The organism is Novipirellula rosea, assembly GCF_039541335.1.
Classification (GTDB): domain Bacteria; phylum Planctomycetota; class Planctomycetia; order Pirellulales; family Pirellulaceae; genus Novipirellula; species Novipirellula rosea.
In genome coordinates, this window is the sequence record NZ_BAABGA010000007.1 from 1 (window position 1) to 12,503 (window position 12,503).

9 protein-coding genes and 1 pseudogene are annotated in these 12,503 nt (G+C 53.7%); 9 read left to right on the forward strand and 1 reads right to left on the reverse strand.

What is annotated here, in order from left to right; genetic code table 11:
• Nucleotides 1-565: 565 nt before the first annotated feature.
• The 3 genes from ABD971_RS02415 (at nucleotide 566) to ABD971_RS02425 (ending at nucleotide 2,958) form a co-directional block, all read left to right on the forward strand.
• A complete protein-coding gene (locus ABD971_RS02415; RefSeq protein WP_345319058.1) occupies nucleotides 566-1,099 on the forward strand; it encodes a hypothetical protein in 534 nt (177 codons plus the stop codon).
• Nucleotides 1,100-1,345: 246 nt separating this feature from the next.
• Entirely contained in the window at nucleotides 1,346-1,612 is a 267-nt protein-coding gene (locus ABD971_RS02420; protein ID WP_345319060.1) for a hypothetical protein, read from the forward strand.
• Between the two features lie 902 nt (nucleotides 1,613-2,514).
• Complete coding sequence (locus tag ABD971_RS02425; RefSeq protein WP_345319062.1) at nucleotides 2,515-2,958, forward strand: SMI1/KNR4 family protein; 444 nt, start codon at nucleotides 2,515-2,517, stop codon at nucleotides 2,956-2,958.
• An 841-nt stretch (nucleotides 2,959-3,799) separates the two neighbouring features.
• On the opposite strand, the gene ABD971_RS02430 is transcribed toward ABD971_RS02425, so the two are convergent.
• Entirely contained in the window at nucleotides 3,800-5,134 is a 1,335-nt protein-coding gene (locus tag ABD971_RS02430) for an IS110 family RNA-guided transposase (RefSeq protein WP_345319064.1), read from the reverse strand.
• Nucleotides 5,135-5,291: 157 nt separating this feature from the next.
• Between ABD971_RS02430 and ABD971_RS02435 the strand changes: the two genes are divergently transcribed.
• The 6 genes and pseudogenes from ABD971_RS02435 to ABD971_RS02460 all read left to right on the forward strand — a co-directional run bounded on the left by ABD971_RS02435 (nucleotide 5,292) and on the right by ABD971_RS02460 (nucleotide 12,330).
• Nucleotides 5,292-5,864 (forward strand): restriction endonuclease, encoded by a 573-nt coding sequence (locus ABD971_RS02435; RefSeq protein WP_345319074.1) that lies wholly within the window; start codon nucleotides 5,292-5,294, stop codon nucleotides 5,862-5,864.
• A gap of 1,062 nt (nucleotides 5,865-6,926) precedes the next feature.
• Complete coding sequence (locus ABD971_RS02440; RefSeq protein ID WP_345319066.1) at nucleotides 6,927-7,721, forward strand: hypothetical protein; 795 nt, start codon at nucleotides 6,927-6,929, stop codon at nucleotides 7,719-7,721.
• 168 nt (nucleotides 7,722-7,889) lie between these two features.
• On the forward strand, nucleotides 7,890-8,684 hold the full coding sequence (locus ABD971_RS02445; RefSeq protein WP_345319068.1) for a DJ-1/PfpI family protein: 795 nt from the start codon (nucleotides 7,890-7,892) through the stop codon (nucleotides 8,682-8,684).
• 731 nt (nucleotides 8,685-9,415) lie between these two features.
• Nucleotides 9,416-9,829: a hypothetical protein gene (locus ABD971_RS02450; RefSeq protein WP_345319070.1), complete on the forward strand. Its 414-nt coding sequence runs from the start codon at nucleotides 9,416-9,418 to the stop codon at nucleotides 9,827-9,829.
• Between the two features lie 880 nt (nucleotides 9,830-10,709).
• A pseudogene (locus ABD971_RS02455) lies at nucleotides 10,710-11,224 on the forward strand (DUF4269 domain-containing protein).
• A 440-nt stretch (nucleotides 11,225-11,664) separates the two neighbouring features.
• Entirely contained in the window at nucleotides 11,665-12,330 is a 666-nt protein-coding gene (locus tag ABD971_RS02460; RefSeq protein WP_345319072.1) for a hypothetical protein, read from the forward strand.
• The last annotated feature ends 173 nt before the right edge of the window (nucleotides 12,331-12,503 follow it).

The following is a 12,503-nucleotide window of genomic DNA, read 5'->3' on the forward strand; positions in this document are numbered from 1 at the left end:
GAAGTGGAATAAGCGACGAAGGCAAATGACTCTCAGGGATTCGGATGGCCGCATAGTACCGAAGCCGCCCAAAGTCCAATTGGGTAGCGAGAAGCCGGGTAATGCCGGTGTAGGGAAGGCGGTCAGGATTTTACGCGACTTTGAGAGTCCATCGTTCGCACGCAGTGGCGAATCGCGGTGTAGCGTTCTCGACTTCGCAGCGTTTATTTGGACGAACAGCGAGTGTCATCTGCTCGATCGTGTCCTGTGTGGATCGTATTCCAGCGATTTCAGCATGGTACGTCGGCAAACGAGTTCGTTGCTCACTGTGGACGTAGGTGAAATCTGGGAGCCGGATGCTGTAACGCGGCACGTCCGGATCTGAGAGGGGCCGAGGGTCAATGAGGCAGGGTTAAAATCTTGTGACACCATCAGGGAAACCGGTGGCAAACAGGGAACACAAAGCTTAGCCTAAACCAAAGAGACCTCGGTCTACTCGCCCCGAGCGGCGAAGTCGGGCGTTTTTGAAATGTATAATCTCTTGTCGCCGACGGGTGATTGGTGACGTTCGCCTACTGAATCAGCCATGATGCATGCCGCGTTCAGACAACTCATAGCGAACCAATACGAGGCCAGTCTTTGCACACTCATGCATTGCGCCGAAGAGTGCCCTGACTCGCATTGGAATGTCCTGGTCGCACGATATCCGTTTAGTCAGGTCATATTCCATACACTCTTCTTCGCAGACTACTACCTCGGCAATGACGCGGAATCATTTCGTCTGCAAACGTTTCACACGGAGAACCGAGACCTGTTCTCCGACTACGAGCAACTCAAAGATCAAGAGCCGAAATCGGTGTACTCGCGCGAGCAGATCGAGATGTACGGCAAATTCTGCCGTGACAAGGCATCAGCAACGATCGCGGAGGAAGCCGAGCAAACCCTATGTTCTGAGGCGTGTTTTGCCCGACGAAACTTTTCCCGTGCTGAGTTGCATGTGTACAATATTCGCCACATCCAGCATCACGCCCCACAACTGATTCTTCGGCTGCGCATCGACACAAAAGTAGACATCCCATGGATTGACAATGGCTGGCGTGAACCCACCGACGAATCGTAGGCGAACAAGGCGGTCAACCGGAGCGGCGGTTGGCGCGTTTTCTGAGATCCACGCCGGTGGCCGCCGCCCGGTTACCTTGGACGTTCGCCCAAAGAGGAAACGCACTTCGTGAATGCACGGCGCGTATTGACGAGAACACTTATTGTCTTCGCTGTCATGTTTGTTGGCGTCGCCACTTCTGGATACGCCATGTATCGCTCTCACGTGACGGCGAACGGGCTTGAGGTCGCGCAGAAATGGGCACGAATGTCTCCACTTCCGGAAACTGCAACCGGATTGCATGTCGAGACACGTGGGGGACCTTTTACTCGTGAGTTCACCATTCGTTTCAATGCGCCTCCCGACGACCTGGATTCATGGCTTAACAGCTCACCGGGAACCTCCAATCTGAAACCTGTCGTAAACGGCCGATCACGGGTTTACAATGTCGAACCAGGGAATGGCGCGATGCACGCTGAGGTGACTGTGGACGACGACACTAATTTGGTCGTGATCCACACCTACTGGAGCTGAATTGATGGGCGAACCATGCGATGAACCGAAGTCGCGGAGTCGTCGTTTTTGACAATGGAGAATCAATCGCCGCGACTCGGTTATCGCGGTCGTTATTGGATGTGGCGCGGTCGTTGCTCGGTCGATTGGTGCGCGGTCGATGTGGATGCTCGAATCCTTGCTCGGTCGCACACTTGCTCGGTCACACACGGTTGCTCGGTCGAACACGTGCGCGGTCGCATTGCTTGCTCGGTCGTTCGTTGCTCTGACTCACTTCGTTCAACTACAATGGCACTTTAACGTTCGCCGAACTGGAGAATCATTCGGCGGTTCCCCAACTATCCTCCAATAACCATGCGATGATGACGGAGCGGCGGTGGGGCGTTTGGATCAAGTGGTTCGTCAACTCCCGCCGCCCGCATATCGCTCCCGTTCCCCGACTGAACTCATGGACCCACACGCCTTTGTCGTCGTTTGCGAATTAGACACGGGGATTGTCTGCTACCAACACGACGGACGCTGGGCCAGAATCTTAAATGGCAACGCTGAAACACACATTCCATTTGCGACCAATGCTGACGCGATTTCATTCATTCGCTCCACCATCACGGTACATCCGGCACTTGAGTGCAGCCTTTTTGACTCAACCAAGACTTTTATCGATCGGTACTTCAAGACACATTTGCCGTGAGACCTCGACCAGAAAGTTGAAATAGCGTGTTACGCTGGAACGCTAGTGTGCTGAGTTGCGAACCGTTGGCAAACTAGCGGAATTAGCCCTGCAAACTTCGGACCCTTTCGATGCACAGAAGAGCGGGGAACCATGCCATTCAACGGAGCACGGCATCAGCTTGTTTACAAATTGACCATCAAACCGCCGTGCCCGCTGATGGCGGACGTTATCTACAAACACTAGGCGCTCAGTGCAGTACAAAGATCTCATCACGGCAACCTACGGAGATACGGAATTCAATCCACCGGTCTCACCGTCTGCACTGGCCACATTCGAAGAGCGAAATGGCCCAATCCCCAGAGAGCTTTCCGACCTCCTTGACGAAACGGATGGAGCCGCAGTTGGGGACATGGTCTCCATCTTCTCCATCGAGTCCCGCGAGGGTTACACGTTCCAGTCGGTACTTGATGAATGGGCTGATCCCGACTACCGAGGACTCTATCCCAATAGCCAGGATTTGTTCTTCTTCGCCGCTGATGGCATGGGGGGATTCTTCGGCTATCGTCGCAACACAGATGTAGATGCTCCTTTTGGTCCCATCTGCTACTGGGATCATGAGACCGATACGGTTCAGGAATTACACGAACAGGGGCTTGTTGGGTTCATCCGCACATGTGAAAGGTACATGGAGTAGATAACAATCGGTTTCACTCGGAGCGGCGGGTCCGGGTCGAATTGGATGGATAGGTTCTCGGCCGCCGCCCGGTGAACCGTGCCGACTATGAAGTCCGAGGTTGGCAAGTGGTGTTGAGGTAATTCTCTTGTCTTATTTCATTTTTTTTCCGCGGGTGGTGGTGAGGTGCCGTCGCCGGAGGCATTTTTCGGTCGCTCGCCCGTCAGTGGCGACCGAAAAATGACGCAGGCGAAAGGCACTGGCAGCCACGTCGGTTGACTCGAGTTGCGATTCAGTCAATTCCGGCTCTGCCGGCGAATCAATCAAGGAGTTGGATTAAACGACTATTCGAGGTGTGAACGCTCTTTGTCCTGGTGGGCCGGCGTGCTTCACGCCGGCGGCGTCCCCTCAGTTATCCGTGCACGGTTCCAGCCTCTTGGTTCGGCTAGCAGCGTGTCTTGGCATTCGCTTGCCTGGAGGCTTCTTCTGAGCAGCAAGCGACTTCCTTCGGTACGGCACATTCTTTAGGGCGATGTGTCGGAAGGTTCTACCGGTCGCTCGAGGGCGATCGGGCCTAAAGTGAACCACTTCCGCATCAGGTTTGTTCGGTGCTCAGTACTTGGGGTAGGTCTGTTCCTTGGTGTTTCGGGCAGGGCGTGTGTTGCGGACTCCTGTAGATGTTTGCGGGTGATTGGGTCAGTAAAGGTCAAGTGGTCGAGTATGTTAAAAGGCCAGCAGGTCCGATTCGTTACGACAATGTCCAGGCATTCGTTACGCGATACTGGTTGTCCTGCAGGCCGTAGTTTTTTTCAATGGTTTATTAAAGCGAGCAAGGCCGATTCGTTACGTCGATGTCGGTGCATCAGGCAGGGGTTACTGGCTTTCTTGCGCGCGGTGGTCGGTTGCGTGTTTGGCTAGTCCGCTTGGTGGGGCGTTGAGTTCGCGTTGATCGTGTGGCGGCCGACGGTTGGTTTGACGATGTGCTGCGATTCTCTGTTGCCAGGGCCTGTTTCCTTCCCGTCGTTTGACTGGATTTCGCTTCCTTCGATGCTTTGGCCTCTTTCGCCAACCGGCGTTTGCGTTTGTGACGGCATTCCTTCTTGGGCATCGCCGCGAGTTCCGCTTCGTCGATTGGCAGTTTTCCATCGTAAGATTTTGTCACCGCAATCATCTGTGCAGGGTTCCAGTCTCGCTCATCGCGGAGCAACGCCCAAGCGATCACGGCGAGCTTGCGAGCCAGTGCGATCGCCGCTTTCTTTTTTCGAGTCTTTTGTTTGCCGCAGATTCGCTCGTAGACTCCCTTGGCCCAAGGGTTGTAACGCAGCGATGCCCAGGCACACTCAACCAGAATGGTTCTCGCCAGTGGATTGCCTCGTTTTGTGATACGTCCGTTGCGATCGGTCTCGCCCGATTGGTATTGACGAGGCACCAGGCCGAAGTAGGCGGACACTTGTCTTCCGTTGTCGAAGCGATGAGGATCGTCGATACAAGCGACGAGGATCTCGGCGGTGCGAGGCCCAACGCCGGGGATCGTTTGCACACGTCGAACCCGCTCATCGGTTTTGCCGATCGCCTCGAGCTTTTTGACCACTCCGTCGAGTTGCTCGGTAAGTGAGTCGAGGATGGTTAGTTCAATATCGAGTTCTCCTTTCCAGAGTTCGTCGGCATCACATTCGACCAGCGGCTTGCGAAACGAGTTGATTTTCTCGCGACCGGTGTACCAAGCTTTTTCTCCCGAAGCGATTTCGATTCCATGGTTGACGAACCACGCACGGATGGTGTTTTTGGTCTTGTTGATTCTCTGGTCAAGCGTCTTGCGGTATTTGACCAGAGAGCGAAACTCACGGTGCTGCGGCGATGGCGTGTGGACGGCTTTGAGTTCTCCCATGGCTGCCATGCGAGCGAGTTTCAGTGCGTCGTCACGGTCGGTTTTGCGTTTGACGTTGGCCCACCGCCAAGCTTCCTCATTGGTGCTGCAGACAAGAGTCTCCAGTCCGAAACTTTGCGCCAAGTCATTGATCCAGCCCGAAGGGCCGCACGCTTCCATGACGACGAGATCCGCTTTCGCACTTTTGAAGATGCTGGCGATGTGTTCCCGGTTGGTGGGCGTGGTGAGGAACTTGGGTTTTCTGGTTTTGGAGTTGAAGAAGCAGGCGACGGAGTTGAATTTGCCGAGGTCTAATGCGAGAATCTTCATGTGTCCTTTGATCCTTGTGTTTGGTGGGTGGAGTGAATGTGACCGGCAGCCGCACGCTGCCGAGATCACGGGTCCGAGTCGCCAGTTATTTTGAACAAATGACTCCCACCCATCAAACCTCGGACTTACATGGATTCTTTATCCGCAATAGCACGTGATGAATTCAGCCGAATACGAACTCGAAGTTGCTAACGTCGTTGAACGTGGGATACAAGACGGTGACCACGGGCTAGATCCGAGTTGTGCCCGTGTCATCCAAAAACCAAAATACTACTCTCGAGATCGCGAACGAGACATTGAATTTGACGCGTCTGTCGAAGTCACGCGACCTAAGGAGTCGGATCCATTTCTCTACTGGGTCATCGAATGCAAACACTACAATCACAATGTGCCGGTCGATGATGCCGAAGAGTTCTTTGCTAAGCTTCAACAAATCGGAGGCGCAAATTCAAAGGGTACAATCGTATCGAAAACGGGTTTCGCATCTGGCACGATCGCGTTTTGCAGATCGAAAGGCATCGGACTTTGGCGGTACGACCCCGATGGCGAACCGGCAATGGTTGTACAGGCCGACAATGCGCGCGATCACGCAATTATTGATGGGATGATTGAATGTCACTTCACGCCACATTTCTTTGGGCTAGCAACAAACGGATACCTATCAAACGAGCTTGAAGACCTTGTTGGATGCGAAGTCTGGACGATTGGGCAGACCATCGAAAGCGGGTAACCATGCGATCAACCGACGTCGCGGTAGCCGGGCGTTTTCGCAATGGAACATCAACTCCCGCGACTCGGTTATCGCGGTCGTTCGTCGGCCAAGTATCCAATTTGATGAATTCTGGGCAGGGCCAACGTTTTTTCGCCAATGGAAATATGAATGATGATCAACCGTATGTCTTGTACAAACTTAGCTGCGTTTTCGGTCGTGGTTGCTCAACTTTGCTTTGCAGAACCTCCTGTCCGCGTTGGCGAGGGCGAAGCAGAGACGAAAACGCGAAGTCAGATGATGGAATCGCTACCGGTTCGCATTCTTAATTCAAGGGGTGAGCCTGTTTGCGATGCGATTGTTGAACCCTGGGCAATTCGAAGCGGCCAGGGGCATTACTGGTGGCCCAATGGCGAGTACGATCGGACGGGTGTGTCACCAGAGGAAGTCGTCACGGATCTGCAAGGAAACGCGACAATCGCATATCCTCGTTTTACGCTTTTGGATGAGGGGACACGCACAATCGGAGTCTCAATTCATGTTGACCATCGCGACTATGCATTTCCAGATGCGATACACGTTGACGTGCCTCTGGAAAACGAGTCACCATATGAAGTCATACTTGATGACGCCGTTCCTATCGAATTACGACCGATGATCGGCGGCAAGCGGGCCGATACGAGCAACCTGTATGCATTTTGGTCCGATGTTCGTTCTGGGAGGGGGCACACAATGGCGCGAACAGAATCGAGTCTTCGGTTACCGCCAGTGAAGTCCGGTAGTCACAGTGTGCTCGTCGCCAAAATGGATGGTGATCGCGTGACACACTTCAGTCGCATCGTTGATTTTGAGGTCCCGCGTGAAGGCAAGTTCGTCATGGACGTTCCGCTCAGCGAGGTAGTTCCTATCGAAGGTGTATTGAGTGAGAACGTTCCGCGGCCTGTCCGCGAAGGAAGAATTAAGCTTCAAACCTTACCACCAAGCGATGCCAGCGGAATGCGAGTCCAATGGCACACTTGGGTGCCCATCCGAGCCGATGGAACTTTCACGGTGGAGGGATGGCCACCCAATGAAAAGATTCAATTGATTGCTCTTTGCGATGGATTCATTGCACGTTCGGGAGAGCCTCCGCCAGAATGCGAGGGTCGTGCAAACGATCCCTACCTTCGCCCGCAAGTCTTTAATCCGCTCGAAACCTCGTCCATCACAGTTGAGATGGTGCCACTAGTCGAATGCGTTGTGAAAACAATTGATGAGGAATCCCAGCCAGTTGCGGGAGTCAAGGTGGAATCATGCCCGAACGTCGGTTGGTGGAACAGTGGGTCGCAGATTTATTGCGCCCCTCTCATTAAGACCGAGCGTTTCTTGAAATATCGAAGTGGGGAATCCAGTACTGACCATGTCTTGCCACATCCGTTCCGCACGACCTCAGATCGGAACGGAATCTCCAAGCTAGAATTGCCAGAGGGAAAACGATCGCTGTGGATTCTAAGCGATGCATACGAACTGCCGATTCATCTCGGGTCACGGCGTACTCGGATCGAGTTAGCCTCTGGTGAGACAACCGAAGTCACTTTGCATATGCGGGCAAGAGGCACGGAACAACTGAGCGACTGGGACAAACTGGCGGGCGTGGTTTTTGGATGCTCAACCCGTGAAGGAAGACGAATCCTTGCTTTACCAGGGGTAAGCGACAAGATGATGGAATTCACAGAACGATTTCGTGAGGCAAAGGCACAAGACGATCCCGAGTTACTTGCGAGAGCCTATGCTGTCGTCGCAGGTGCGTTCGCCGATATTGAAGATTTCGGTGAAGCTGCACGGTGGTACGAAAAGGCCTCCCGGCAGCAGGAAGAGATTGATCGCAACGATGATTGATCGAGAGTTTGGAAAATGAAACGCGTTGCAACACACGTCCTGGAGGATCGACGAACCAAGAAATACAGGGGAGGACGGGAGTCAAGTTGATTGGTTTGCTTGCGAGTCTTTCGTCCGTCCCCCGTGATTTCTACCGTTATGCGGCAAATTCGCACACTGGAACCCAACATGAAGACACTCGCAATTATCTCGATTCCGTTGCTCATCATTATTGCTTCTGGCTGTGGCTCGAACGACGTGCCACAAGCCGCTACTGCGGCTCCTCTGACACAAGACACGCCTCCGTCCGCCCAAGCACAAACTTGCGTTATTAACTTGGATACCCGCCGAAAGACGTTTGATGAGAAACTACCGACAATCGGGGTCATCCTGTTTGATGACGTGTTGATGACCGAGGTGACTGCACCTATCGACGTATTCTCCAAGCCACGCGAAGACGGCACCAAGTTGTTCAACGTCGTTACCGTGGCGGAGACAATACAGCCTGTTGCCACGGAAAGCGGGTTGCGGATTCTTCCGGATTACACGTTTGATGATTGCCCGAAACTAACAGTATTGGTCGTGCCAAGCGCATACGACATGACTAACATCGTTCGCAATGGCCAGATCGTCACCTTTATCAAAAAGCAGAACGTCAACTCTGAGTTTACAATGAGCAACTGTGCGGGCTCTCAATTGATCGGCGAGTCTGGAATCGCGGATGGTCGAAAAATTGTGACGTATATCGGTGGCGGTCAAGAACTCCAGAAAAAATACCCCGCCCTAACTGTCCAAGACGATCGAACGGTCAGCTTCGTTGAAGATGGAAAATTTCTCTCTTCAAATGGCAATCTTGCCAGCTATATTTCAGCACTTGAACTCCTCGAAAAAATGAGCGACAAACAACATCGTGCATTTGTAGAATCATACTTGTATCTTGAACGGTTGACGGGTTGGGAAAAACTGAAACGCCAACCCAAATAGCCGGATAACAATTTAGGCTTTGATATCGCGGAGCGAGGCATGAGCGGAGCCGATGTTCAAGGCCTTGGTTCAAGAAGGCCGGTGGAACGCTTTGAAGATTCAGCGATCACCCAGAGAATTTACGAAGGGTTTTGCTTTCTTGTCGCGTGACCGCAGGACTGATGATAATGGCGGAGATGGCTCGGGGTGCCGAGCCCGAGCCAGCAACTGGGCCGCTTTGTGCGTTTCCTGAGAGCCTGCCGATGCGTCTGCGGGCCTCGTTTTTCGCGACCTGCGCAGACCGTCTGCGACCGCACTCCTGGTGACTCATCGTTTATGACGGTTCGAACGATCGTAAGCTGCATCGTTTAGCTCGCCTTTTCCTGCGCTGGTCCGCGACGATAGATCACTCGGTGGTCCGTGCAGCGGCTCGCTGGAGGGAACGGAGTCAACGGTGGGATTGCCGACTGGATCTCTGTTGTCTCCGTTTGCTCCTGTGCAAACCCCATCAACAACTGGCGGAAGAGCGGGCGTGGCGGAATGGGGTTGTGGGCCATCGACGTGGCAGCATCGCGTGTTGCCCGCGGAGTTCGGTGCCTGTCTCTAGTGGCGGACTGTTCTTCAGTCTGGCTTGCCGCGTGGTCGATCACTGGGTTCTCGGCTCATTAACTTAGCCAACCACAGATGAACGCGGATGAACACAGATTCATCCATTTAAAAGTCTGCGTCCATTTGAGTTTGTCTGTGGTTCCATGTCTTCTCTGCCAAGAGTGATGCTGCGGGCACCGGGCTTGGGTGCACTTCTGGGCTCTGGCGAGAATGGGGCACCTGCGTTGTTCCAGCCGTTTAGCCAGAACCATCCGAAGCAGGCGAGCGCGCGGCAGGGCTGGTGGGTAATGGCAAGCGTGTCACCTGATCTGTGTTGTTTGCCGGCTGGCGATGATGACTTGATCGCGGTCGTTTCGGCGATTCAGGCGGTCTTCATGCATGATGGAGCTGGTATGAGCTGTCGAGCGTTTTCTGTTGAGTCACGCGGCGGTGAGACAACCGTCAAGTCGCTGTCGCGAATGCTCACGCGGTTGATCAGATGGCAAAATGATTGGCTGGCTCTGATTTATTATCTTGCCCCACATTATTTTGCCAGCAAGCTTTATCTTTGTTTTTGAGTCTGCAAACGGATTTACTGGCGGTCGTTGTGCTCGCTATGGTCGGATTCACGTCAACCGCCGTGGTTAGCGATATCCCGATACAGCAATCTGGGGAACCATGGGGCACATGTTGTGGATTGGACATGGTCTGATGGCGACCGGGCGGGAGTAAGGAGTGAGGAGTGAGGAGTGAGCATGGCACAGACTGAATCGTTGCTCTGGCACTCCTGGTAAAAAAGCGGATGGCAGACAGAAAGATTGATGCGACAGAAAAAGTTTTTGAGGCGCAGTGGTGTCTGCCCTGTATTTCGATCTTCATCTTTTTGTCACCCATTTTTTTGCCTGTTTTTGGGCATCAGGCGAGGAGGATTTTATTGGGCTCAGGGGGCATCGATTTGTGTACATGGTTCAACAAGTCTTCGATTGCCGCTGGTTCCGCGGTTAGCTTGAGTCGTTGGTTGCGGCGCGATTGTCCCTCGGCAATTCCATCATGCAGCGCTCATTCGCGATGATAGGCGGCATTGGCGAGCAAGCGATTGGGGGCATTGTTGGCCACGAATCACGCGAATTTCCGCGAATCTGGGTGCTCGTGTGGTGAACATGATCGCGATTGAATAATGCGAACTGAGCTCAGGGGAGAGGTGTCGTCTGGGAGCCGGATGCGCCGGCGGCGCCCGTCCGGTTCTGAAAGGGTTCGGTGATCAATTGGACAAGGATCAAATATTGTGAAACCCCAAGGAGAAATCTGTGGCAAACCGTGAACACAAAGCGTATCCTAACATCCGAGAGACACCGTTCTACTCGCCCGAAGCACGGGTGGTGCGATTGTTGGCCATCACAACATCGTTCGCCCGTGCTCGGTGAATTCCACCGTTATCCCAATTGGCATCGCGTCTGAATGCGAGTTCCATACGCTCAAGCAGTTGCGAATCTTGACCTGCTGGAGAGGTTACGCCCGTTTGACCCGATCGTTATTGGTACTCCGCCGCTTGGGATTGACGTGGCCAACAGCGACATCGACATCGCTTGCTATTGTGATGATCTTGAACGATTCACAGATTTCGCGACGCGCCACTTTCAATCTCAGAACCGCTTCCAGATTCGTCTCGCAACTTTTCAGAACCTCGAATCCGCCGTTGTTCAGTTCGAGGCGTTTGAATGGGACTTTGAGATTTCTGCCAACCGATTCCGACCAATCAGCAGTGGGGCGTACGGCATTTCTGGATCGAACAACGATTGCTTGCAATATCTCCTGACCTAAAATCAACCGTGATGGAATTGAAACAATCCGGTTTGAGAACCGAGCCTGCGTTTGCGGAAGCTCTTGGTCTGTCGGGTGACCCCTATGTCGCAATCCTCGGGCTTGAACGCTCCGACGACACCGAACTGCTGGAATTGACTGAATCGAGATGAAACCATGGGATAACCATGGCATTCACACGGAGCGGGGCCTGTGGCCGAATTTGACATGGACACCTTTTCTCTCCCCGCCCGCAAAACCCAACCGTTCTTGCGGGATCGTGCACATCCTAATGGGGTCGAAATGGTTGCTCAGGTCTCGAACGTTTTTTCCAGTTCACGTCAGCAGTGACATCGTATCCGGCGAACGTCACTTTCATTAGAACTTTCTGATAGTTCAGGGCTTCTTGTCGGACTGATGCGTGGTTGGATTAAACCACAGATTAACCCAAATGGACACAGATGTGGTTGATCGAGAATCGTATCTGTGTGCATCTGCGTGTATCTGTGGTTGTTAATAACGCCTGGAATGCCACGCCGCTAGATCGCTGTGTTTCCGATTCTTCATTGTCGTTTGTTGCTCGAGCCTCCTTCGGTCGCTATCCTGAGGTTCGTTGAGCGCCGTCCGATTGGCGATTCGTCCGCCACGTACGCCCATCGCAAGAACCAGCGTGGTGCACCCGAGCGGCGGCGACGTGTTTTCGTGTGCACAAAATCTTGGGTTGCCGCTAGGGGATCGGCGACGTTATCCGACTGAAGTCCATCTGCAAAGCGATTGTGCATTGGTAAATCCGTACCTACCCGTTGCGACTCGCTGCGTTGACATTTCCATCGGCGAACCGGTCAGCAGGGCTCCCGCCTCGCTGCTAGCGTTCTTGCCCGGAACAACTCTTGGACTTCACATTGGCGCTGCGGTCGAAGCGGGCATCCCAGCCGCAATCCAGCGAACGACTGGTAACCCAATGGCTTCCGCAAAGTTCTTTCTCGGCTTTGCCACGGTCGCGCTCGCGGTCACCTTTGCGTACCGTGTCCCGCGTTGGTATTTTGTGGGTCGGCATCGCATCCTCTGGTGGTCAGCGTTTCTTAGCGGATCGCTAATCGTGGGACTCGGTTTCTCCACTGTTGTTGTTCTCGGTCGACTCGGTTTCTACAATCCCGTTGGGCCGCCCACCGCTGCGGCCGTTGCGATTCTTGTGGCGATTGTCTCGGTTTGCGTAGTTCTCGGCGTCGAAGCCGAAGCCTGTTGTGCACGTTTGCGTAAGGCTAACACCGGCGGATAACCATCGCGTGTACGTTGCGGACTGGAAATGGTTTGAAGACGAGCGGGTGGGAAGGGAGACAGGGAGACAGGGAGACAGGGAGACAGGGAGACAGGGAGACAGGGAGACAGGGAGACAGGGAGACAGGGAGACAGGGAGACAGGGAGACAGGGAGACAGGGAGACAGGGAGACA